This window comes from Paenibacillus sp. 01T47 (assembly GCF_056398245.1).
Genome location: NZ_JBFTPA010000005.1, coordinates 75,699 through 99,444, shown reverse-complemented (window position 1 = coordinate 99,444; position 23,746 = coordinate 75,699). Strand labels below are relative to the sequence as shown.

The window sequence follows — 23,746 nt, the reverse complement described above, 5'->3', positions numbered from 1 at the left end:
ATGAGTCCTGTTCCAATACGCCTTCGAGGTTAGCTGACGGATTCGGGCCTGGACAGGCAGCCCTATTCAGCGGAAGAAGACGATGCTTCACCGCTAAAATTCACCCCATGCTATCTAATGTTGAACTGCTTTGCTTTCAGCAGGCTCATCCATTTAGACAACTTTATGGTTCCCCCGATTTCCTTAGGAAATTCGGCTATGCTATGCAATTAGTATGACGATAACGATTATAATCCCTAAGCACTCCTGATATAAAGGTGACGTTTATGACAAACAGGACGATATTAGCTCAAATTAGGGCAATGGGACGAACCAGCACATAGCTAGCTTGCTGGACATCGTTATTTCGCATTTTTTTGAAAACAAACGGTCATTTTCATTGGATAATTTAGGGATTCATATGTTAAGGTAATAAAATGAGCTATTTATTATGAAGACAGTTGAGGTGAAACTATGATTGATTCTATTAAACCCAATGAATGGAAACGATTTATATGGGCAGCAGTTGCTTGCTTTATTATTTATGGGGCCGTACAAATCGTTCCAATGATTACGGCTATCTCATCTGGCGAAATGAATACCAAGGTCATTGCGAAATCAGCGGCGGAGGATAAGGCGTCTGCATTTGTTGAAAAAGAAACAGGCTTGAAGGTGAAATCGGCTAAAGCCGTACATCAAACCGATAAAATTATGAATGGCTACTTATCTAAATATGAGCTAGTCAAAGCATATACGGATAAATATGACCCCATGTTTCCTACAGATACGTTTCAGGTTGATCTTAAATTCGTAGGCGGCGGCAGCGGATATGTTTATCTACATATGCATAGCGGGAAAGTCGTAGCTTGGAACTTGAAGCTTGAGGGGGAACAGCTATCAGATGCAGATAAAGCAAAAGAAGCTATTGCCTTTCTAACTGCAGGAAATTTCAGCGGAACTGAATTCATAGGCGGGCAAATATTGCCTAATGGCGATTGGCAGCCCAAGCCTCCTGCAGGTTATTCCATTAAAAATGCTCATCTTAACGTATTGGTTAACGCTCTTGTCGTGAATGACCGTACGATCATTACTAAATATAAACCGGTATTCGAGGCACCATCCGATTACATAAACTATGTAGAGAAACAAGATAAAATAGCTGGATACCTTACCTCTATCGGTTATCTGTTCATGAGCTTCGTTTTATTCGTCTTAGCTATTATTTACTCCGTTTTGTATCGAAAACATACATCCTTTAAATACGGAATCGTATTAACGATCATTTATTTAATTACTTATACGATCATGAATTTAAACGTTCTGGATGGTATCCGGGCTACGCTCGGCGAGACGGATATGGCAGGCGCTACCGTTTCGATCACTGCCATCGTAAGTGTTCTGCTAGCGATTCCTATGGCAGGTTCCATTTATGTATCCATTGTTGCCGGAGACGGCCTCTGGAAGGCGCAGGGCCGCGCTTTATGGCCGCGCTTTGGTCAGAGAGGGTATGGCGATTATGTTTGGCGCAGCGTCGGCTTGTCCTATTTATTCGCGATCATCTTATTTGCAATTCAATCGGTTATCTTTATCGCCTTGAAGCTGTCCATTGGCACTTGGGAAACATCAGATGCCTCTCAATCCCCATACAATATGGGTGTTCTTTGGCTGATGCCCGTGCTTGCTTGGGCTGCCGCAATTGGCGAAGAAGCCGTATTCCGCTTCTTCGGTATTGGACTATTTCGCAGGTGGTTTAAAAACACGTTTGCCGCAGCACTGCTGCCTACCTTCTTCTGGGCGCTCGGCCATGTGATGTATCCTTTTTATCCGTCCACGACGAGATTGTTTGAGCTGATGATTATCGGGCTTTTGTTCAGCTTTATCTTCGTCAGATACGGCTTCATTACAGCCATGTTCACCCATGCCATCTTCAACAGCGTTGCAGTTGGCCTATCCTTGCTCACTATTGGAACAGCACCGAACATAATCTCGGCTATTTTCTTCTCCGTGCTTCCGGTACTGATTGCATTTGTTCTAAAATATTTAAGTCACAAAAAAGAGAAGAAGCAGTCTATGACGACGACTCCTCCCCTAGAGCAGCTATAATTTGCGAAGCTAATTTATCACCAATAGATAGAGGCCGGAAGTCTTCGACTGAGGCCTCTTTTATTTTTTTGATCGAGCCAAAATGCTTGAGCAGCAGCTTGCGTCGTTTCTCGCCAATGCCCGGAATCGAATCAAGCTTCGACTCCACCATGGATTTGGCGCGCTGCTCGCGGTGGAATGTAATCGCAAATCGATGCACCTCATCTTGAATGCGCTGCAGCAAATAAAACTCCTGGCTGTCCCTTGGCAAAGGAACAATCTCCGCAGGATCTCCAGTCATAAGCTGCGCTGTCTTATGCTTTGCATCCTTCACAAGACCGCAAACCGGGATGTATAACCCAAGCTCATTCTCAAGCACGTCGAGCGCCGCTGATATTTGCCCTTTGCCTCCATCGACTACAATCAGATCCGGCGGAGCTAATTCCTCTTTCACCACACGCTCGTAGCGGCGCCGTATGACCTCGCGCATCGTTTCGTAGTCATCTGGACCTTGTACTGTCTTAACCTTGTATTTACGGTACTCCTTGCGGTCTGGCTTGCCGTCCGTAAAGACAACCATAGCCGAAACTGGATTCGTACCTTGAATATTGGAGTTATCAAATGCCTCGATTCGGCGTACTTCATCCAGTCCTAGCCATCCTGCAAGCGACTCTGACGCTTTAACGCTTCGTTCCTCATCTCGTTCGATGAGTCTGAATTTCTCGTCCAGCATCACCCTTGCATTATCGATAGCCATCGTTACGACCTCGCTCTTGCGTCCGCGCTGCGGCATAAGCACCTTAACTCTCAGCCAGCTGTGCAAGGATGCAATGACATCGTCAGCGTGCGTAGCGGCTGCCTCATCAACTGCTGCCACTCCGCCCGCTGATTCCACCGCTTCCAGCTCAGGCGGTATTGGCAGCAGGATTTGCTTAGGCAATGCCGGATTATCGCTATAATACTGCGTAACGAATGTCATGAAATCATCATACTCTTCCCCGTAATAAGGAAAAGTTGTGCCGTGCCGCTCAATGAGCTTCCCTTGGCGCATGTACAATATTTGAACGCACATCCAGCCCTTATCTACTGCAAAACCAAAAATATCACGGTCAAGCGCATCGGACATCGTAATCTTCTGCTTCTCCATGACCGCATCGATTGCAATAAGCTGATCCCGAAGCTCCTTCGCCCGTTCAAATTCGAGCTTCTCGGCTGCTTCCTCCATCTTGCGCTGCAGCTCATTTTTCACGACATCTTGACCGCCGTTCAAAAACTTTGAAATTTCTTGAATCATCCGATCATATTCGCTCTGCTGTACATCAAATTCACACGGTGCAATACATTGTCCTAGATGATAATACAAGCACACCTTATCTGGAAGTGTCTTGCACTTGCGAAGTGGATATAGCCGGTCCAGAAGCTTCTTTGTCTGCTGAGCGGCATAAGCATTCGGGTAAGGGCCAAAGTACTTGCCCTTGTCTTTAATGATACGTCTTGTGACCTCGAGCTTCGGATGTTTCTCGTTCGTAATTTTGATATAGGGGAACGTTTTATCATCCTTTAACAGGACGTTATATCTTGGATGGTATTGTTTAATTAAGTTGCATTCTAAAATGAGTGCTTCCATATTGCTAGAGGTTACAATGAATTCAAAATCGCGAATTTCAGATACGAGCCGCTGCGTCTTGCCGTTGTGGCTGCCGTTAAAATAAGAACGCACGCGATTTTTGAGCACTTTTGCCTTGCCTACATAAATGATGACGCCTTCGCTGTTTTTCATGAGGTAACAGCCTGATTGATCCGGGAGCAAAGCTAGTTTGTTCCGTATCGTCTCTTTTGCCTCTGCAAGCTGCTGCTCTGCCTGCTCCCGATCCGTTTGCTGATGATCCATGCTCTCGCCTCCGACTGCCAAATGATTCTGTTCATATTTTATCATAACTCGGCTATACTTTGTTTTACAATTGTCACCGGTTCTGGCTTTACAACTGTTTATCTGTTTGAGTATACTAATATAAGTTGAATAAACCGATACTACATAAAGACGACCGTAAATTGGTTGTTACTTACGCAATCGGTCTTTTTCAAGGAGGACGTCAACGATGGAAAACGTAAGAGACCCGCGCGAGCATTTTAACGAAGAGCCTCGCCATGACTTGATGGACGTCGTGTTCGGCTTTGGCGGCATGCTCGGTTTAATGACCGTCATTTTCGCTGTTGCTGTAATCGTGAAATTCATCATTTCATAAGAAAAAGGAGCAGCGAGCTGCTCCTTTTTTTTGTTGCCTATCAACGATAGGCAGCTGATTAATCAGATATAATTCCGCTATGCTTGTTGCTTTCTCATTAAATAAGGATACAAGAAAATAAGTCCCAGTATATAAAGCAATAACGCAAACAACGCAGGTGAAAGATGCAAAAAATCGATATAACCGATGGATAGATGAACACTTAAGCCCGCATAGAAGCCCGGTACTCCGCCAAGCAGCAGCGTCCACCATATCCAGCGCGATCCCTGCTGGATTCCCCATAGCGCAATAATAAGAATGGCCAGCGCAGCACAGAACAACGCTCCGCCAAATCCTGCTCTATCATGGGCTATTAACGGGATGAGTTTCAAGTTCGCCCCATTCAGCTCGTTATGCGTCGTATTCAAATAAACCAAATCCGATTGTACGAACACCTCTGTAATCCCAACGCCTGCGATCGTTAAACCGCCTACAGCCAGTGCGAATCCCAAAACAACAAAACAAAATTGTCCATACATCGCCAAACGCCATAATAGATCATTGCGAACATTAACTGGCAAGCGATAGGGCTGATCCGGATTTCTACGCATGGATAGCAGAAACATCGGGAACAGAACAGCAGCAGCAAGCGCATGCAGCGGGTCGAAATAACCGTATCCAAGAAATAAGAAAAAGCTTAAAAACCCAACAATACCCGACGTCATCAGAGCCGTTCGAGCCCAGTGCAGACTATGCTTTAATCCATGTCTAGCCAGCTGAACATACAATATGCCGATTGTAATCATCGTACCGGAAAGCGTAATTCGGTCATGAGACATAAAATGCAGCAAATGATGGTTGACTTGCTTCAGCTCGTCCAACGTCATGTCTATAAAATTCAAGTCATAGGACAGCAGCACCGTAGTCGCAGCAATAATCCAAGACAATATCCCGCCAATAATCATGCCGATTCCAAGCAGGAGCATCCAGCCCCAATGCTTCCAGAATGATGGAGTCACTTGCGCAGGAAGATCTCGGACCTGCTCATAAATGACAGCTTCATTAATCCGTTTTGGCAGACCAGGCCCTGCATAAATCAGCCCGCTGTGAAGTAGAACGGCGTTAGCGCCTGCTTTCAGCAAATCTAACGCATCCTGCGGCTCATGCACGCCCCCGCCCGCTTTGATTAGCAAGTGGGAACAGCATTCCTTTCGCAGCAGCTTTATTTTGGCCAAAGTAAGCGCCTTGGCCTCTTTACCCACGCTTGCGCCATAGCCCTCGTTGTTATCTTCGCAAATTGCTTCTCCAATGACTACGCCTCTCCATACACCTTCTGCTGCCTGGAGCAGGGAGACCAAGCTGTCATTAGAAAAGTCAGGCGAAACATAAATAAACAAAGGTTTATTAGCATGCGGTTGTGCAGAAGCGTATCCGGCTATGCCTTTCAAAATAGTGAGGGCTTCTTCGAGGCTCCTTGATGAATGCAGGACATCAACATAAAAACCAGCCGCACCCGCTGCATTTAGCTGCACCAGCATGCTTTTAAGTTCGATTAGAGCCTGCTCGCAAGAAGCATGCGGCATTGGAGCAATTCTTGCCAGCTGCGGCAACGAATGTCCGGGCTTTCCCATACGCTCAGCATATTGCTCTACACCGTCGTTTTCATAATAATCTGGATATCGAATGGTTTCATTTAGGATGTCATTCGTTATAGGCTTATCACTCTTAATTTGCTTGACGGTGATTGGACCATGCTCGATAAAACCGATTCCAAACTGAGCCAGCGCTTTATGCGCCACTCCTTGCGGGTCTAGACCGCCTGACAATCCCACACTTGTAGTTAAGGAAATGCCTGCTAGCTTCTGCTCCAAGTAAGGTGATGGCTCCATATGCCCAAGTGTACGAATGACAAAAGTACCGCCTGGGATGCTGCTCAGCGTTCCCATTGCTTTTAGAGTCAGTGTTCTGCTGAGCCTAGAAGGAAGCCTGAATAAAAGAGGTCGAAACAAGGACTGATAGGACCAATCCGGCATTAATATTCTCCTTATGGATACTTTTCTTCCAGTATACAACAAACCCAATGCCTGCGCGGCATTGGGTTTGTTGTATTTTTATCGAATCTATTAGGGAGCTACTGCACAATTCTAAGCGCTTCACCCGTTGATGAATTGTCCCGCTGCTTCGATTGCTGTGAAGATTCGGACGGAACCTGCTGCTTCTGAGAGGGACCATCATAACGTGTTCTTTCCGTCCGGTCGATCTGTACAATTCTTCCATCATGAACAGTGATCGTTACATGCCCATAATTAAGACCCGTTACTTGTTCAGAAATACGCTCCAGCCATTGCGCATCTAACTCTAGCGGTTTTGCCATTTCAAACCCCTCCATTATTGTCATTTATTCAGCTTTCTCCGCTGGCTTCTGCGTGCCAGACTTCCACTCTACAATGCTCTTCACGATCATCGTTACGACCGCTAGCATGACGAGCAAAGAAGCAACGGCGAATGAGGCCGAAAATTGATATTCGTTGTACAAAATCTCAATATGCAGCGGCAGCGTATTCGTTTCTCCGCGGATATGGCCGGATACGACAGATACAGCGCCGAACTCGCCCATTGCTCGTGCATTACACAAAATAACGCCATACAATAGCCCCCACTTGATGTTTGGCAAAGTAACCTTCCAAAAGATCTGCCAGCCTTTAGCGCCTAAGCTTGCAGCTGCTTCCTCCTCTTGGACGCCCTGCGCCTGCATCAACGGAATAAGCTCGCGAGCAACAAAGGGGACCGTAACAAACACGGTTGCAAGTACGATTCCAGGAACTGCAAATATAATTTGGATGCCACGCTCATCGAGCCAAGGACCAAAAAAGCCCTGTGCGCCAAATAACAGCACATAGATCAATCCAGAAATGACTGGCGACACAGCAAACGGCAAATCGATTAACGTAATTAAAATATTTTTACCGCGAAAGCGAAATTTACTGATCGCCCAGGCCGCAGCAATACCAAAGACCGTATTCACAGGAACTGCGATTAATGCAACGATAAGCGTGAGCTTAAGCGCTGACAAAGCATCCGGCTCCGTAATTGAATCAATGTATACGCCTACACCTTTTTTTAATGCTTCAACAAATACCGATGCCAGCGGCAGCAGGACAACTAATCCAAGAAACAGCATCGCAATGATAATAAGCAGCCATTTGACGGGACCTGATTCTGTAATATGCCTCGGACGTTTGGAAGCTTCTGCATTCGTGTGTACTGTAATTGCTCCAGCCATTTGTATGAGCTCCCTTCTTAGTCTGATACTGTGCGGCGATTCATTCGCCACTGCAGTAAATTAATGACTAGCAGCATCAGGAAGGATACAACGAGCATTACGAGTGCAATGGCAGTAGCGCCAGCGTAATCGTATTGCTCCAGCTTCGTCATGATGAGCAGTGGAGTTATTTCTGTTTTCAGCGGCATATTGCCCGATATGAACACGACCGAGCCATATTCTCCGATACCTCTTGCAAAGGCTAGAGCAAAACCAGTTAATAGTGCTGGCAACAGCTCAGGCAAGATGACCTTCCAAAAGGTTCTTAAACGATAGGCTCCGAGCATAACTGCCGCTTCTTCCGTTTCTTTCTCCATATCCTGCAGCACTGGCTGTACCGTACGAACAACAAACGGAAGTCCAATAAATATTAATGCAATGGTAATACCGAGCGGGGAGTAAGCAACCTTGACACCGAGCGGTGCGAGCAATGAGCCAATCCAACCATTCGGTGCATAGATCGCAGTTAAAGCAATGCCAGCCACAGCAGTTGGCAGTGCAAATGGCAGATCCACTAAACTGTCGACGATTTTTTTGCCTGGAAACTGATAACGAACGAGCACCCAAGCGATTAATAGGCCAAATACCGCATTAACAAGTCCGGCAAAAAATGCGGTTAGAAAGCTGACTCGATAAGATGCAACGACACGAGCATTCGTAACCGTGCTCCAGAATTCAGACCAGCTGAGCTCTGCCGTTTTGAAAAAAACGGCAGTCAGCGGAATCAATACAATAATGCTGAGGTAAAACAATGTGAATCCAAGCGACAAACCAAAACCCGGCAGTACGTTACGGGGCTTGGAACCTTTCATGTGAAGTCAGCTCCAATCTTGTTTATGCTTTGCATTATGAGCCTGGTGTGTAAATTTTGTCGAAAATGCCACCGTCTGCAAAGTGTTTGGTTTGCGCTTCTTTCCAGCCGCCAAAATCTTTATCAATCGTGAGCAATTCTAGAGTTTTGAATTGATCTGCATATTTTGCAGCGACTGTCTCCGAAATTGGGCGGTAGTAGTTTTTTGCTGCAATTTCTTGGCCTTCTTCTGTGTAAAGGTATTTCAAGTAAGCTTCCGCTACTTCACGAGTTCCGCGCTCGTCTACCACTTTATCAACTACAGCAACTGGAGGTTCAGCAAGAATACTTAAAGAAGGATATACGATTTCGAATTTGTCTGGACCAAGCTCATTGATCGATAGGAAAGCCTCATTCTCCCAAGCAAGCAGTACATCGCCAATGCCGCGTTCTACAAACGTTGTTGTTGATCCGCGTGCACCGGAATCCAGTACAGGTACATGCTTAAATAATTGTGTAACAAACTCCTGTGCTTTCGCTTCGTCATTTCCATTTTGCTTAAGCGCATAACCCCATGCAGCAAGATAGTTCCAGCGAGCTCCGCCAGATGTTTTAGGATTTGGAGTAATAACTTCAACTTTGTCCTTGATTAGATCGTTCCAATCCTTAATGCCCTTTGGATTTCCTTTACGAACTAGAAATACGATTGTTGATGTATAAGGAGCGCTGTTGTGCTCAAACTTTGATTGCCAATCCGCATTAATTAGCCCTGGCTCAACGATTGCATCGATGTCATAACCAAGTGCAAGTGTTACAACATCCGCCTTCAGGCCATCAATAACTGCGCGGCCTTGTTTACCAGACCCGCCATGCGATTGTTTAATCGTCACGTCTTGACCTGTTTCCGCTTTCCAATGTTTCGAGAATGCCGCGTTAAATGCTACATAAAGCTCACGAGTAGGATCGTAGGATACATTCAAAAGCTCAACTGGCGGTTTTGGTTTATCCGTAGGTGCGTCTGTTGCAGCTGTATTAGTTGCCTCGTTAGTAGGCTTATTCGTTTCTTTGTTTGTTTTGTTGTTGCCGCCTTGACCGCAAGCAGCCAATACAAGCACTAATGCCAATAGAATAACAACGGAACGAACATGAGTAATTTTCTTCATCTTTCCATACACCCCTTTTTTTAAATTAACAGGTTTTCAGAAACATTTATGAAGTTTACTTCCTGTGAGGATGTTTCTCCTGGATAGGTGTTTGCTCCGGTTCGTCCGGTCGGAAAACATTATTCCTACCTGCTTAGTTGGTTATGGGAGAATCTTACCAGCGAGCCCCACTTTCTGTCAATACTTAATTTCAAATAATTGATAAGTCCTATAAGAAAGCTTTATATGCTAGCAGAACGAACGACACAGTATAAAAACAGCACTCATTCTGAATACGCTTTCAACCATACTGAGATAAAGCTTGATGCCGCTGCCAGCTTTAAACAAAAATAAAAGCTTTGGTCAACAAATTCCTGGAATAGGAATCCGTTAACCAAAGCTTTAATCAATTACTTTTGTCCGCGCTTGTTTTCACCGGTAACCATAACGACTTCAACGTAAGGCCGTATACGGTCCATTATACGCTGTCCCTTATGCAGCTCATCGCCATCCTTGCTCGTGAAGCTAAAATGCCTCTCTAGCGCCTCCAGCTCGTAGTTGGAGGTGTAGAACGTTGGCTTGCGCTGCATCCGATAATTCAAGATCGCGCCAAGTACATGATCGCGAACCCATGGATTTAAATTTTCCGCGCCCATATCATCAAAGATAAGCAGGTCGGTTTCCTTCATCATCTCGACCGTTTCCTTCAGCTTGCCAGGCTCATGCATGAGCGTCTTCAGATCTTCTACAAAGTCAGGCATGTAGACGATCACACCGGAATATCCAGCCTTCGCAAGCTCATGAAGCAAATAACACATTAAAAATGTTTTGCCTGTACCAAATCGGCCTGCCAAATACAAGCCTTCCTCCTGCAAGCCATGCTCTTTCGTGCGATCGATATATTTCTGAACCTGCCCAACCGCCTTTGCACGCTCAAGATCTCTCGTAATAATCTCAGCTGACGAGTAGCCGCGCTGCAGCGCCTTCTCGTCTATGTAGAAGCTTCTGATCCGGCTTCTAATCTGATCCTCATTCTGACGAGCGTTAAATTTCTTGCATGCTACCTTACGGTCATTTAACTGCGTTAGTCCATTCACCGTATCAGAACTAAGCAGCGTATAGTGGCCTTCAAAATCATTCGGGCAATTGTCTAAGCCCGGACAATTGGTACAGTTCCTATATTCCGTCACATATTGATAAACCCGATTCAAATTAAGACGGATCGTCTGTTCATCCAAATCCGGGTATTTAACGCGAAGCTTCTCAACAAGCGGTTCTGCAAGCAGCTCAGTCAGCTTATGCTCCGCCTTTTCCGTAAAGGCTTTGCCGGAAGGCCAAGCCTTCAGCAATTCGCCCATCGACTCCATCATCTGCTTACACCGCCTTTATCATTTACCGTCTAATTTCCGAGCCAGCTTCAACAGCTCTTCAAGCTCATCGGCCGAAACTGCCGAAGCCGATTGATCTTCCTGTACGATTGGAATAGAAGGCTTACGGGATGTGCCCCTGCTGCTGCCTCCGCTTCTGGAGCCGCCTTTCGAGCCGTTATAGCCTCCGCCAGCGTAACTGGTCGCAGCTTCCTTGCGGCGCTCCTTATCCTGCTCCACCTGCGCTTGCTCTCGCACATAAAGCACAGCTTTCTCGAATGTATCGATTTGTTTCACAAGCATGTTCGATGCTACGGCGTCCAAAAATGTTTTTGTCACCCGCTGCGCATCGTTAGCTCCAATAACATAATGTATAAGTACGTTTATAACGGGGGCAGCTAATTTATAATTGAGGTCGATGCGTTCAAACACACGTTCAATCCAATCCGGTACTGCTCCGGGGAAAAAGCGCTGAAGAAACCGTGTATGTGGTTCATTTCGCATCAGCATATTATACTGCTGAACATCACAGCGGCCGCTAAGCTGATTTGGAACTTGCAAATAATGCTGCTCCTGCACTTCGTATTCCTCGGTCAATTCATCAGGATCAACCGTCTCCTCGTCCGCAACAACTTGCGTGCGTGACAGCGCTCGCTGCCGTTCGCCTTCCCGCTTCTTGTCCTGCCTATAAAATTGATTAGCCCGCAGTTGAAGCTCGTCAACATTAAGTGTGCCGCTCTCTCCAAAAATGCCATCCTCATCAAGCAAACGACATATATCCACTACAGCCAAATTATATTTGTAAGCTACATAGTTTACCTGCGAGAGTTGTTCTTCATCACTTCGCAGCCGCTCCACGAACCGCCGATTTGCGGAATTACGAGGAAAACGCAAAATAATTTCTCCATAAGGTATGCCTGCTGTTGCTTGTGCCGGCCTAGCGGCTGATTGCCGCGATGGCGCAACCTCTGTCAACGCTTGCTCAAGCTCATTGTCTACGGACTGCATATTAAGCTTAAACAGCTCATAGAAAGGCACGGATATATTTTCTTTCGTTAACTTCGCTCCTGCCAGCTCATCCGGTTCATTAGCGCCAAATGATTCTCGAAGCGAGATTACCGCATACTTGCCAACCTTATCGCGCAAGAGCATCGTTAAATGCATGTTGCGAAAAAATTCGACTGGCGACAACGGCTGTGACATCTCGTATTCATAAATAACATCTGCATTATCAGGAACGCCTAAACGTGACGTTTGCAGCAATCCAACAGCCTCCAGCTTCGAAGCCTGTTCGATAAGATGCTTGCGTCCGCGCTCGTTCATCTCCAGCCCTAAGCCAAGAAACAGCTTGCGCTGCGGCTCAATCGAAGAGTAGCCCGAGGTGCCTTCGGCAATGCCATGATACAGCTGCTGGTAAAATGCGACGGCAAATGCGCCAATCATCGGCTGATAGATTAGCGACAGCATTTTGTAGTCGAGGCTGCTTAACGAAAAATCGCGAAAAATGTAATATCGGTGGTGTTCCGTGTACTGCAATATATTATTGATGCGCATAGCATCAGCTCCATCCTTCACTAACATTCTATCATTTTAACATAAAAACCGATGTTCAGGACGAGTCGGAAAATAGAAAAATCCCCCGAAGGAGGGATTTTTTTTTCAAATATAAGAAGGCATATCATTCGTTCCTTCTGCTTATCTTATATTTCTCCGTCAAAGCTGCTTCAGCATCCAGTGGACGCTGAAGGCGTTTTTGCTTGGCTTAAAACATTTTGTAGCCGCCCTTGCGCAGCGCCTGAATCGCCCATCCGCTTACGTATGCGCCGATTAGCGCTCCAATTACCGGTATGTAATCAAAAACCGTGTAGTGAGCAAAGTTTTCAATCGTCGTTGACGCCGACTGATCCCACGGAGCCCAAATGCCTAATACAATTAATGCGATAACAAATAAATATATCGGGAACCACGTTGTTTTTAACAACATATTCAAAATAAAGCCAATGCCGAACATCATAACTAAAAACAGCACGGTTGCAATAATTAATTGAAGCATCCAAACTTCCCCTTTCACACTCTCGTTTATTAGTTTAATTAATGGTTAGATGGAAGTCAATTATATGAGGACAAATGTCACAAGACCGCCATTTGCTCACTCCGCCCTCCTTACGATACAATGATTAGAGCATCATTATGGAGCTTGAAGGGAGCATTTATACGATGAGTGAAGCAGCACAAACATTAGAAGGCTGGTACGCGCTGCATGATTTCCGCAGTGTGGATTGGACCGCTTGGCGCTTAGCCGATGAAAGTGAACGCAGCCGCGCGCTGGACGAGCTGCAAACGTTTTTGCAGCAATGGACCACAGTGGAGGAAAATAAAGAAGGCAGTACAGCCGTTTATTCAATCGTTGGTCAAAAAGCAGACTTCGTATTCATGCATTTGCGTGAAACACTAGAGGAGCTTAACGAACTTGAAACGGCGTTTAACAAAACAACGTTCGCAAGCTTTACATATCCGGTATTTTCATATGTCAGCATTGTAGAGCTGAGCAACTACATGGCACAACCGGGCTCTGATCCGATGCAAAACCCGGATATTATCGCTCGATTGAAACCGACTCTGCCAAAAGCAAACCACATCTGCTTCTATCCGATGAACAAGCGCCGAGATGGACAAGACAACTGGTATATGCTCGCAATGGACGAGCGTAAAACGTTGATGCGCAGCCACGGGATGATCGGTCGTCAATACGCTGGCAAAGTTAAACAAATCATTACTGGCTCTGTCGGCTTCGACAACTGGGAATGGGGCGTTACACTGTTCGCCGACGATGCGTTGCAATTCAAGAAGCTGATTTATGAAATGCGCTTTGATGAAGTGAGCGCTCGTTACGCTGACTTCGGCGATTTTTATGTCGGCAATTTCTTGAACGCAGAAAAATTCCAAGCTTTGCTGAAAATATAATAGAAAGAAAGCCCAAGCCTCTTCTTCAAATGGCTTGGGCTTCTTTTTTTTCCGAGAGAATCAACTGAATGAAAAAGGCTTCCGCCTTGGAGCAATTTCGTTGCTACTCCAATGAGCGAAAGCCTTTATTTTAATTATCGTCGTCGTCTTCGTCATTATTTTCAAGACCAAGCCGCTTCGCTTCCAAATACTCTTGCGTAGCTCGGTCACGAGCGCGGCCTTTGTCCTTCAACCGCTCGATCGCCGGCTGAATAAGGAGGTCAACTTCCTTTTGCACCGTATAGGCCAAGTCGTATCGTGTTTGCGATTCTAAGAAGGAGCCTACTTCCATCAATGCATTGTAACGATCCAGCTCATCTCTGGTCAGCAATCCGCGGACTTGTACGCTGCAATGTCTCATTATAGAAACTTCCCTTTGCGAAGTACAAGCGAAATGCCGCCGATGATGAACAGGTAACGAAGGTCGATCGCTTTTTTCAGCCAAGCGGCTACGCGGCCTTTATATTTTTTGCCAAAAGCTACTCCGATTGCTTCGCCTTTGCCAAGTGATGCTACCGTTCCTTTGTTGCTGAACGTGAAGCTCTTCGGCGGTTGATTGCGAATGGAAGCGACAAGGTTATGTGCGCATACGACACCTTGCTGCATTGCAATTTGAGCAGTCGGCGGATAAGGACGGCCTTCTGGATTAAACATCAGCGAGTTGTCGCCAACGATATAAATGTTCTCATTGCTCGGCGAGCGAAGGAATTCATCCACCTTCACGCGTCCGCGCATCGTTTCGAAGCCAGCTTCCTCAATGAGGCGATTGCCGCGAATACCGCCAGTCCAGATCACGGTAGCCGACTTAATTTCTTCGCCTTCGCCAACGATTACACCCTCTGGCGAGCACTCCTTAATGGCTGTGCCAATACGGAACGTTACACCCTTCTTGGTCAGCACATCCATCCCATACTCTACGAGCTCAGGATCAAAGCCTGGCAGCGCCGTTGGTGCTGCTTCGATGTTGTAGATTTTTACAAGCGCAGGATCTACGTCAAATTGCTTGCACAGCTCAGGAATACGGTCGGAGAGTTCTCCAACAAACTCGATTCCCGTAAAGCCTGCACCGCCAACAACAAACGTCAAATAATCCGTACGATGCGGTTCACGTTTGAAGCGCGCGAATTGGTACTCGATATGCTCGCGAATCAAACGAACAGAGTTGATGCTGCGGATATTCATTGCATGTTCGCCTAAGCCTGGAATTCCGAAAGTCTCAGGCTCACCTCCAAGACCAATGACCAAATAATCATAAGACAAAGTACCGTCTTCAAGAATCACTTTTTTATCTTGCGGACGAATTTGAACGACCGTTGATTTCACGAAGTCGATTTTAAATTCATCGATCAATTTCGAAATGCTCACCCGTGCATTTTCCGGATTATCCGTGCCTGCCGCTGGCATATGAAGATGTGTTGTAATATAGTGGTAATCATGTTTATTAACTAACGTAACGTCAGCTTCATTGTAATTTAATTCTTTTTGCAGTCGAAGTGCGGTCAAAATGCCGCCGTACCCTGCGCCAAGAATAACGATTTTAGGTATGTTACTCATCGTTTAATCCCATCCATTCCTTATTTATCTTTGTATTTATACTTTGTGAAAAATTACACATGCTAAACCGAATATTTATAATGATGAGTTCAGTGTGTTCTAATTAAAGTGCTTTTATCAATGAGCCTGTGGCATTAAACCGACAACTTTCGACGTTTTATGCAACCACTCCCATGCATAACATACATCAGAAATTCTACAGAGTTTTCGGGCAAAGTTCAAGGGCAAAATATACGAAATTGTTTAGAACTCTATACAAATTAAATATTTCCTTCTTATATCTGGAAAGTTTATAATTGAAGTCGTAAAGCTTATAACGTGGAGGTGGCTACAATGTCAAACCCTGAATCAGCAGTAGATCCCGTCGATATTTTAATCATCGGAGGCGGGCCTGCAGGAATGTTTGCTGCTTTCTATGGCGGTATGCGCCAAGCTTCAGTTAAGCTCATTGAAAGCATGCCCCAGCTAGGCGGTCAGCTTGCAGCGCTTTATCCTGAAAAATACATTTATGATGTTGCTGGATTTCCTAAGGTAACGGCACAAGAACTAGTTGACCGTCTACGAGAGCAGCTTACTCATTTTCAGCAGGAAATCTGCCTTGAGGAAAAGGTATTAAACGTAAACAAGCTTGATGAACGTCTCTTTGAAATTATAACAGACAAAACAAAACATTATGCTAAAGCGGTCATTATTACTGCCGGTGTTGGTGCATTTGAGCCGCGAAGGCTTGAATTGCCTGAGGCCGCTGGATTTGAGAAGAAAAACCTTCATTATTTTGTGGGTGATTTGCAGCGTTTTCAGGGGAAAAAGGTGTTGATAAGCGGCGGCGGTGACTCAGCCGTTGACTGGTCGCTCATGCTGGAGCCCATTGCTGAGAGCGTTACGCTAATTCATCGTCGTGACAAATTCAGAGCGCATGAGCATAGCGTTGAGAATTTAATGAATTCGAAAGTTAACATCCTTACACCAAAAGAAATTACAGCGCTTCATGGTGAGGAGAGCATTACGAAAGTCACGTTATCCGACGTCAAAACATTAGAGACAATTGAACTTGAAGTCGATGCCGTCATCGTCAACTTTGGTTTTATTTCCTCACTCGGTCCGATTGCTGACTGGGGTATTCAAATTCAAGGCGGGTCGATTATCGTTGATACCCGTATGGAAACGAATATTGCTGGAATCTTTGCAGCCGGCGATGTGACTACTTATCCCGGTAAGCTTAAGCTGATCGCTGTTGGTTTCGGAGAAGCCCCTACTGCTATTAACAACGCTAAGGTTTATGTTGATCCCGGAGCAAAGCTCTCCCCAGGACATAGCAGCAACATGAAGCTTTAGCGCATTTATATTGATCATAACGGTAAAAAAATAAACATAAGGGTATCCTAACCTTGGCTTAGCTCATTCATACACCTATTGCATTCATATGCACGGTGAGCCTAGGAGGATACCCTTATGTTTTGTCCTGTTTGTAATGGCTTTCAATATTTGCATGTTCGCTGCTCCTCTTGCGATAGCGCAGTTATCGATTGCGGTCGTGCATCTGATCTGACGAGCCCTTACGCTCCCTATGAACAGATCGAAGACGAGCCGCTCATAAATAGTGTGCATGTGCAAAACTCTTTATCTTGCAAGCATCTTGTATATTGTCAGGCCTGCAAGCTTACTGCCGAGGTTTGGGTGAAGGAAATGTAGTCGCTCTGCTATCTTGAAAAATCGCGACTTTTTATGCTGTAATTTTGATGTTTTCTGGTTTGAGTCGTCTGCGTGTCATTTCGATGGCTAACATTCGAATAAACTCGGGTTCCAATTCAAACTGCACAGCTGCATAATAAGTGTCTACTAACATTTCGTCAGACAGTAGCTCCATACTACACACCCTTTCTTCCATACTTTGGTTACTACATTTTCATAGTAGCATGGCACTATTAGAAGGACAACAGTCCCGGTTATACACAAGATGTTGTGGATACGATGTGAATAGCATGTGTATATACGTCGAATTTTAAGCATTATCAAGGTGGATAATGTGGATAGAGTTATCCACAGGTCTTTTTTACATCCTCTCAATAAAAAACTTTAATCGCTTTATATGAATCTATTAATGGAATATATTGAAACCTCTCCCTATTTCCTACACTAGCCCACATACAATCACATAAAAAAAGCCCCAATGGGGGCTCATATGAGAAATGATTCCTTACCAATTCAATTCATACTGCTCGTTTTCGATCCATGAGGAAGTCGTATAGTCTCTGCCGCGCACAATAATCTTATTTGCGTACACATCAACCTGATAACCTTGGCTGCCCTCTTTGTACTCATCCTCATTCGTCCATAAATAAGCGACCGATGCCGTATTAAATATGGTCGCCGTTTCACCTTTTCCTTCAAAGCAGGTATGTCCCGCTTCCAGCTCCCAATGGGTATGTCCGTTAAACATGATGGTCTGAGGATGCTTTTTCAGTATTGCTTTCAATTCTTTGTCCTGAGTCACACCATACCAGCCCTGCTCCTCGAGCGAGCCGGCAACCGTATCCTTCAGCGGCTGATGCAGGAACAAAAATACCGGCTTTGATGCTGATGCCTGCTCACCAAGACGCTCATCAAGCCAGTCAAGCTGCTCTGTACTCAAATAGGCGAAATCCTTTAATCCTTGCTCCGAGCCAAGAAAAATAAAATGATAGCCCTCCAGCCATCTATCATAATATGGACCTTTCATGCCGGTGCTAGATTCATAGAGTTTAAGCTGATTGCTCCATTCACCTAAAAAAATATCATGATTACCATACGTAAGCAGCATCTCTGGCAGTCCTGCTTTGTTTGCTTCCCAAATGCGGGTAAACTCCTCATATTCAGGTCGGAGTCCATGATCCGTCACGTCTCCAACATGCATTATGCCTATACTGTTAGAGGCATGTGCCGCAATATCAAGAAGCGCTTGCTCGAAATGCTTATTGTGAATATGTTCCCGGTCATTCGTAACATGGGTGTCCGTAATGACTTGAAAACTAATAATTGGAGACAGCATTTTATTTTTCTCCCTTTCTGCTTGCATTTAATGGTTTTTTACACTCATATTCAAGCCCACTACTCCAACAACGATAACAGCGATCCAGAGCAATGAGGTAATAGGCAGCTTTTCATGAAAAATCGTAACGCTGACAATCGTAATGAGAATAATGCCAATACCTGACCAGATCGCATAAGCAACGCTCACATTCATATAAGACAGAGCGAAGTTTAGCATCGTGAAGCTGACACCATAAAACAAAAACATGAGTACAGAGGGCCAAAATCGTGAAAAGCCCGCTGAATATTTCATAGAAACGGTTCCCGACAGCTCTAATACGATAGCGAGAAGAAGAAATGTCCATCCCCAGCCCATTTCACTCTTCATTCACTCGTCTCCTAATCGTTAGCTCGCTATAAGAAGCAATAACTTCATCTGCATTAGGAAGCGCCTTGTGGACGCGAGATCCTTCGGCAACGTCTGCAATACCAACTTTTACACAAGCTCCAGCTACAAGTCCCATCCGCATATCTCCATTAGTGTCGCCTATAATCGCAGCCTCCGAACAATCCAATCCAAGCTTATGGCAGGCCAGCTGCATCATATCCGGAAACGGCTTGCCTCGCTCAACCAAATCAGTGCCGATTACGACATCAAAATAATTGCGAATTCCAAGCCACTCCAAATGTTTATTTGCAGCCTCCGTTTCATCAGCAGTGACAACGCCAAGCCTAATGCCATGCTCTCTGCAGCTATCCAGAAAATCAATGCTTCCAGGCAGCGGGAGAGCTGGGCGCGAGAGCTCCAGCTCAATATCCGCTTGCTTCTTGCAATGCTGAACAAGCTCCATCGCTTCGGCCCACGATACGCCTTGGCTGTACAACGGCCAAGCAAGCACTGCATACAAGTCATTCATCGTGCCCATAGCAAGCGGGCCATTTCGATCATAATCGATGATCTTGTAGTCAGCATCATGTTTCGTGCCCCAAAGGCTAGGAATTCGATCAAGCTGAAAAGGAATTCCACGGTGCTCTAGCTGATTCTTTAGCTCAATGAATATGAACTCGCTCCAGCTGCCCCACATCCCGATGAAATCCAGCAGCGTTCCATCCTTGTCAAACAAGATGCCTGACACCTTGTATGCTCGATTATTTATTATTAAGTCAGGCATATTCGCCATTCCTCCTATTTTAATCTGTCGAGCTCCTTCTGTGCTGCTTCCTTCGCTTCCTTGAGCGCTTTCTCAGCAGAAACATTTCCGATTTGCACTTTATCAGCTGCAATCTTAAGCGCATCGTTTATTTTGCCGCCTGTCGGGTCCTGGAATGGCGCAGATGCATGAGCTGCCTGCATAAGCGGCACTTTAATTTGAGGGTTTTTCTCGCTGAATGCTTTGTATTCCTCGTCCTCAAGTGCGGATGAGCGAACTGCGATATAGCCCGTACCAATCGACCATGATGCGGTATTTTTCGTTTCAGAGAAGAACGTAAGCCATTTGTATGCCGCCTCTTTTTGTTCTTCACTAACGCCAGCTGGAATGCCTGCCATAATTGCACTTGCAACAGGTTTGCCTGCACCTATGCCGTCCCAGCCCGGTTGCTCCATTGCCCCAACGATATTGAAATCAAGATCACCTTGATCGCCGCTTGAGCCCGTATAGCCTGCAGCTTGTCCCTTCATAACATCGTCGATCGTTTTGTACCAATATTCCCATCCTTGGCCGCCGGAGTGGATCGTCATCACTTTATCTTCATGAATCCATTTGCGGAACATCTCCCATGTCTCTACCCATTCCGGAGAGTCAATCATCACAGTTTTGCCATCATCACTTAGAACGGTACCGCCTTTGCCTAATACAGCATCCATCATATTTTCCATGCCCCACATTGGCTCCCAGCCATAGAAGCTTGTTTTTCCATTCGCTTTAACCGCCATCTTCGACGCCGAAGCAGCTAAGCTTTCCCATGTCTTAAAATCTTCTGTTGTAAGTCCGCTCTTCTCAAGTGCATCCTTGCGATAATACATGACCTGCGTCGTGCCATACATCGGAAGGAAATATTGTTTGCCGTCCAGCTGTCCTTGCTCAAGAAATGTTTGTACAAAGTCTTCTTTATTGAAAGAAGAGTCAGCACCAATTAATTCGCTCATGTCAGCGAATAATCCTTTTTTTGCCCAGTTCATATTAGAGGAAAGAACAGCAGCAGGCGCTTGCTTCGCTGCAATCGCAGCTTGGAGCTTCTGCTCGGTTTCGGAGTAATCCGCTTGGGCGATCCCTTTCACGATTACCTCCTGCTGCGAGTTGTTGAATAAGTCGATTTTTTCCTTCATCGTTTCGCCAAGCTTGCCGCCAAGCCCATACCAGAACTCAATCGTAACTGGCTCTTTAGGAGCAGGAGCTTCGCTTGCCTCATTGGTTGGATCTGCATTAGCTCCATTATTCGTTTTCGTATTTCCTGCTGTTTGTCCACACGCTGCCAGTACCGCAAAACTGGTTACCATCATCAGAGCTAAACCTTGCTTCATTTTCAACATTGTAATTGATTCCTCCACTCGATTTGTATAAAACAACAAGCAAAGCCTATTTTCTACCCTTTGTTCACGCCAACTGACATATTGAAGCTTTTCATAATCGTCTTCTGCGCAAAAAGAAACAGCACAAGCAGCGGGATAATCGTAAAAGAACTTGCCGCCATAATAAGCGGCCACTTCAAGCCATAGGCTCCTCCTTCCACAAAGAAGCTTCTAAGGCCAGCCGAGACTAGCTGCAGATTCGGATTTTTCGTGATCAGCATCGGCCAAAAATAGTTATTATAATGTTCAATGAACGTAATAAGAGCGAGCACAATAAAGGAGGAACGCGTCACCGGAATAAGAATCGACCATAAAATCCGCATGGATGACGCACCATCGATTTGCCCTGCCTCTACCAGTTCATGCGACACCTGTAAAAAAGCTTGTCTGATCAAAAAAATGGAAAAGACGCTGACGCAGTTGGATAAAATGAGGCCAGCATAGGAATCGAGCAGGTGGAGCTTGGCCAAAATCATATAGCTCGGCAAGTAAACCGCTGTGCTAGGAATCATATAACCAAGCATTATGATTGCTGTGATGGCTTTTTTCAATCGAAATCGCATATGCGTCAAAGCATAAGCCATCATCGCAGAATTCAGTGCCTGCAGCAGAACAATGACTGAAGCTACGAGAATGCTATTCGTTAAATACCGCCAGAAAGGCGCTTCTAGCCAAGCAGCCAAAAAGTTGCTCCACTGAGGAGAACTTGGCCAAAAGGTCGGCGGGAATTGCCATATTTCATCATTTGTTTTGAGCGCGCTTGTAATCATCCAATAGAATGGAAAGGCCATAACGGCACTGAAGAGCAGCAATAACAAATGCCTGATCGTACGTCGAAAAACATTTTGAGCTTGCATAACAATCTTTCTCCTCTCCATGCGGTTGACGATTATGAGCTGTAATGAACGGTTTTACGGCTGATGGCAAAGGATACGATCGATAGCACCATACAGATAGCTACGAGCACAACCGCCACAGAGGAAGCTTCTCCGATATCAAACGACTCAAAAGCCGATTGATAATACATATATAGAAGCGTTCTTGTTGAACCGGCCGGGCCACCCTGCGTTAACACGTTAATTTGATCATAAGCTTGCAGCGCCGATATCGTTTGTACAATAAAAAGAAAAAAGGTCGTTGGCGATATTAGCGGAATCGTAATATATCGAAGCTTGCTCCAGCTTCCCGCTCCGTCCAGCTCTCCAGCCTGCAATAGCTCTCGCGGCAAATTTTGCAAGGCGACTAAGAAAAACACCATCGACCAGCCCATCAGCTTCCAGATGGTAACGATCAGCACCCCTGCAAGCGCCCATCTCGTATCTTGAAGCCAGCCAATTCCGTCAAAGCCGAACCATCTCAGCACCGTATTGGCCATTCCTACTTTAGGTTCGAATATCCAAGACCATACAATAGATACAGCAATCGTTGGTGTAACCCAAGGAGAGAACAATAACGTCCGGTATATAACCGAGCCCTTCATCTTCCGGTTAAGCAACAACGCTAGCGCGAGTCCAAAAGCCATCACCGGTAGCACACTACCAAGACAAAAGAGGAGTGTTACGCCAAGGGATTGATAGAATGCTGAATTATTGAACAAATAAATATAGTTTTCAAAACCTACAAATGTTTTAACGGGACTCATAAAATCCCAATCCGTAAAGCTCAAATAAAAAATAGTTCCCAGCGGGATCAACCAAAATACAATCAATGGAATCATAGCCGGCAGCGTGAACAATAGAGCCTTCCATTCCTTAGCCATATCGCGTTTTATCATCTCCTGTTTATCGTTCAATTTTTTCTTAATGTTTGCTATAATTATCATTAATAACTCATTTTCACCTCTATTGTTCAAAAATTATTGTACACTCAGTTTAGAACAGCCACATTATCTGAACGTTAACGTCTGATAAAGATCTTGTAAAAGAGTTGTTTTCCTGAAAGATTCACTTTCAACTAATATTGTTGCTGTATAATGAATCATAAAATCTTAATCTTGTAGGTGATGTTGTGAAAAGAGCTTCCACCAGCGATCAGAATAGTTTGCCCACGACTCAGGAGCAAATAAGAGGAAAGATAATAGACGCTATTGCCCAGACGATGGATTTATATGGTGCTAATTATTCATTCGGACAGCTTTACGGCATCATGTTTTTTGAAGATAAACCGATGACACTTGAAGAAATGAAGCAGCAAATGAATATGAGCAAAAGCAATATGAGCTATGCCGTTCGATCCTTGATGGATTCAAAGATGATAATGAAATTGGATGAAAAACTGGAACGCAAAGATTTATATGTAGCGGAGACTGACTTTTTCCAAGCCTTCCAAAACTTCTTTGCTGCTAAGCTGCAGCGCGAGATCGATGTCATGCTCGGTGCAATAAATGAGGTTATTCCTCCGTTGTCTGAAATCATCTTAGATATTGATACGGAGGCTGAGGAGCGGCTCCTATGCCTAAAGGACTTGAACAAACTGCGCCACGGTATTGAGTATTACAGCTGGCTTCAGCAATTCGTCGACGGGCTTCGTAACGGAGAGTTTTTCCGCCAAAATGAGACCAAGCCCGATCTTTAGCTATGAATAAAGCAAAAACGGCTTCGGCACCCTCTGGATGCTGAAGCCGCTTTGACGGAGAAATATAAGAGAAGTATGAGAAAATAATCTACTTTCTTATATTGAACAAAAGGATGCTAAGAAGTGA

24 protein-coding genes and 1 riboswitch are annotated in these 23,746 nt (G+C 45.2%); of the genes, 6 read left to right on the top strand and 18 right to left on the bottom strand.

Features of this window, described 5'->3' with window-relative positions; genetic code table 11:
* Nucleotides 1-3: 3 nt before the first annotated feature.
* Nucleotides 4-208: riboswitch (cyclic di-AMP (ydaO/yuaA leader) on the bottom strand.
* A 245-nt stretch (nt 209-453) separates the two neighbouring features.
* A complete protein-coding gene (locus AC1DOV_RS12455; RefSeq protein WP_477550096.1) occupies nt 454-2,082 on the top strand; it encodes a CPBP family intramembrane glutamic endopeptidase in 1,629 nt (542 codons plus the stop codon).
* On the opposite strand, the gene uvrC is transcribed toward AC1DOV_RS12455, so the two are convergent.
* Entirely contained in the window at nt 2,048-3,952 is a 1,905-nt protein-coding gene (gene uvrC, locus AC1DOV_RS12450) for an excinuclease ABC subunit UvrC (RefSeq protein ID WP_477550095.1), read from the bottom strand. The two genes, AC1DOV_RS12455 and uvrC, sit on opposite strands and share 35 nt — an antisense overlap.
* 208 nt (nt 3,953-4,160) lie before the next feature.
* Between uvrC and AC1DOV_RS12445 the strand changes: the two genes are divergently transcribed.
* A complete protein-coding gene (locus AC1DOV_RS12445; RefSeq protein ID WP_144376731.1) occupies nt 4,161-4,307 on the top strand; it encodes a YqzM family protein in 147 nt (48 codons plus the stop codon).
* A gap of 77 nt (nt 4,308-4,384) precedes the next feature.
* Here AC1DOV_RS12445 and AC1DOV_RS12440 read toward each other — a convergent pair whose 3' ends face one another.
* The 8 genes from AC1DOV_RS12440 to AC1DOV_RS12405 form a co-directional block, all read right to left on the bottom strand.
* Nucleotides 4,385-6,319: a dihydroorotate dehydrogenase gene (locus tag AC1DOV_RS12440; RefSeq protein ID WP_477550094.1), complete on the bottom strand. Its 1,935-nt coding sequence runs from the start codon at nt 6,317-6,319 to the stop codon at nt 4,385-4,387.
* A gap of 98 nt (nt 6,320-6,417) precedes the next feature.
* Entirely contained in the window at nt 6,418-6,660 is a 243-nt protein-coding gene (locus AC1DOV_RS12435; RefSeq protein ID WP_076267573.1) for a YezD family protein, read from the bottom strand.
* A 24-nt stretch (nt 6,661-6,684) separates the two neighbouring features.
* Nucleotides 6,685-7,569: a sulfate ABC transporter permease subunit CysW gene (gene cysW / locus AC1DOV_RS12430; protein WP_339204419.1), complete on the bottom strand. Its 885-nt coding sequence runs from the start codon at nt 7,567-7,569 to the stop codon at nt 6,685-6,687.
* Between the two features lie 17 nt (nt 7,570-7,586).
* The gene (cysT, locus tag AC1DOV_RS12425) at nt 7,587-8,420 is read right to left on the bottom strand and encodes a sulfate ABC transporter permease subunit CysT (RefSeq protein ID WP_441876767.1); all 834 of its coding nucleotides are present in this window, start codon (nt 8,418-8,420) and stop codon (nt 7,587-7,589) included.
* A gap of 34 nt (nt 8,421-8,454) precedes the next feature.
* Nucleotides 8,455-9,561, bottom strand: a complete 1,107-nt coding sequence (locus AC1DOV_RS12420; RefSeq protein ID WP_076267570.1) for a sulfate ABC transporter substrate-binding protein — start codon at nt 9,559-9,561, stop codon at nt 8,455-8,457.
* 389 nt (nt 9,562-9,950) lie between these two features.
* Nucleotides 9,951-10,907 (bottom strand): primosomal protein DnaI, encoded by a 957-nt coding sequence (gene dnaI / locus AC1DOV_RS12415; protein WP_477550226.1) that lies wholly within the window; start codon nt 10,905-10,907, stop codon nt 9,951-9,953.
* A 21-nt stretch (nt 10,908-10,928) separates the two neighbouring features.
* A complete protein-coding gene (locus tag AC1DOV_RS12410; RefSeq protein ID WP_477550093.1) occupies nt 10,929-12,461 on the bottom strand; it encodes a replication initiation and membrane attachment family protein in 1,533 nt (510 codons plus the stop codon).
* Nucleotides 12,462-12,669: 208 nt separating this feature from the next.
* A complete protein-coding gene (locus tag AC1DOV_RS12405) occupies nt 12,670-12,960 on the bottom strand; it encodes a YuiB family protein (protein ID WP_076267568.1) in 291 nt (96 codons plus the stop codon).
* A 164-nt stretch (nt 12,961-13,124) separates the two neighbouring features.
* Here AC1DOV_RS12405 and hemQ point away from each other — a divergent pair, with 164 nt between their 5' ends.
* Nucleotides 13,125-13,871, top strand: a complete 747-nt coding sequence (hemQ, locus tag AC1DOV_RS12400; RefSeq protein ID WP_076267749.1) for a hydrogen peroxide-dependent heme synthase — start codon at nt 13,125-13,127, stop codon at nt 13,869-13,871.
* A gap of 130 nt (nt 13,872-14,001) precedes the next feature.
* On the opposite strand, the gene AC1DOV_RS12395 is transcribed toward hemQ, so the two are convergent.
* Together AC1DOV_RS12395 and AC1DOV_RS12390 are read right to left on the bottom strand one after the other, a co-directional pair.
* Nucleotides 14,002-14,271 carry a hypothetical protein gene (locus tag AC1DOV_RS12395; RefSeq protein WP_475443435.1) on the bottom strand — a complete coding sequence of 90 codons (270 nt, stop codon included), beginning with the start codon at nt 14,269-14,271 and terminating at the stop codon, nt 14,002-14,004.
* The gene (locus AC1DOV_RS12390; protein ID WP_076267566.1) at nt 14,271-15,464 is read right to left on the bottom strand and encodes an NAD(P)/FAD-dependent oxidoreductase; all 1,194 of its coding nucleotides are present in this window, start codon (nt 15,462-15,464) and stop codon (nt 14,271-14,273) included. The genes AC1DOV_RS12395 and AC1DOV_RS12390 overlap by 1 nt, the downstream gene beginning before the upstream one ends.
* Nucleotides 15,465-15,797: 333 nt before the next feature.
* Between AC1DOV_RS12390 and AC1DOV_RS12385 the strand changes: the two genes are divergently transcribed.
* Together AC1DOV_RS12385 and AC1DOV_RS12380 are read left to right on the top strand one after the other, a co-directional pair.
* Entirely contained in the window at nt 15,798-16,799 is a 1,002-nt protein-coding gene (locus tag AC1DOV_RS12385; protein WP_076267565.1) for an NAD(P)/FAD-dependent oxidoreductase, read from the top strand.
* Between the two features lie 117 nt (nt 16,800-16,916).
* Nucleotides 16,917-17,156 (top strand): hypothetical protein, encoded by a 240-nt coding sequence (locus tag AC1DOV_RS12380; RefSeq protein ID WP_441876756.1) that lies wholly within the window; start codon nt 16,917-16,919, stop codon nt 17,154-17,156.
* A 31-nt stretch (nt 17,157-17,187) separates the two neighbouring features.
* Here the strand turns inward: AC1DOV_RS12380 and sda are convergent, their stop codons facing one another.
* The 7 genes from sda to AC1DOV_RS12345 all read right to left on the bottom strand — a co-directional run bounded on the left by sda (nt 17,188) and on the right by AC1DOV_RS12345 (nt 22,804).
* Nucleotides 17,188-17,331, bottom strand: coding sequence for a sporulation histidine kinase inhibitor Sda (gene sda / locus AC1DOV_RS12375; RefSeq protein ID WP_076267563.1), 144 nt, complete (start codon nt 17,329-17,331; stop codon nt 17,188-17,190).
* Between the two features lie 330 nt (nt 17,332-17,661).
* Nucleotides 17,662-18,492, bottom strand: coding sequence for a metallophosphoesterase family protein (locus tag AC1DOV_RS12370; RefSeq protein WP_477550092.1), 831 nt, complete (start codon nt 18,490-18,492; stop codon nt 17,662-17,664).
* A 27-nt stretch (nt 18,493-18,519) separates the two neighbouring features.
* Nucleotides 18,520-18,861, bottom strand: coding sequence for a DMT family transporter (locus AC1DOV_RS12365; RefSeq protein ID WP_076267561.1), 342 nt, complete (start codon nt 18,859-18,861; stop codon nt 18,520-18,522).
* Nucleotides 18,851-19,645 carry an HAD family hydrolase gene (locus AC1DOV_RS12360; RefSeq protein WP_477550091.1) on the bottom strand — a complete coding sequence of 265 codons (795 nt, stop codon included), beginning with the start codon at nt 19,643-19,645 and terminating at the stop codon, nt 18,851-18,853. Before AC1DOV_RS12360 ends, AC1DOV_RS12365 begins: the two co-directional genes overlap by 11 nt.
* Before the next feature lie 14 nt (nt 19,646-19,659).
* Entirely contained in the window at nt 19,660-21,006 is a 1,347-nt protein-coding gene (locus AC1DOV_RS12355; protein ID WP_477550090.1) for an extracellular solute-binding protein, read from the bottom strand.
* A 53-nt stretch (nt 21,007-21,059) separates the two neighbouring features.
* A complete protein-coding gene (locus AC1DOV_RS12350; RefSeq protein ID WP_076267558.1) occupies nt 21,060-21,902 on the bottom strand; it encodes a carbohydrate ABC transporter permease in 843 nt (280 codons plus the stop codon).
* Between the two features lie 32 nt (nt 21,903-21,934).
* Nucleotides 21,935-22,804 carry a carbohydrate ABC transporter permease gene (locus AC1DOV_RS12345; protein WP_477550089.1) on the bottom strand — a complete coding sequence of 290 codons (870 nt, stop codon included), beginning with the start codon at nt 22,802-22,804 and terminating at the stop codon, nt 21,935-21,937.
* 248 nt (nt 22,805-23,052) lie between these two features.
* Here AC1DOV_RS12345 and AC1DOV_RS12340 point away from each other — a divergent pair, with 248 nt between their 5' ends.
* Nucleotides 23,053-23,619: a GbsR/MarR family transcriptional regulator gene (locus AC1DOV_RS12340; RefSeq protein ID WP_477509009.1), complete on the top strand. Its 567-nt coding sequence runs from the start codon at nt 23,053-23,055 to the stop codon at nt 23,617-23,619.
* The last annotated feature ends 127 nt before the right edge of the window (nt 23,620-23,746 follow it).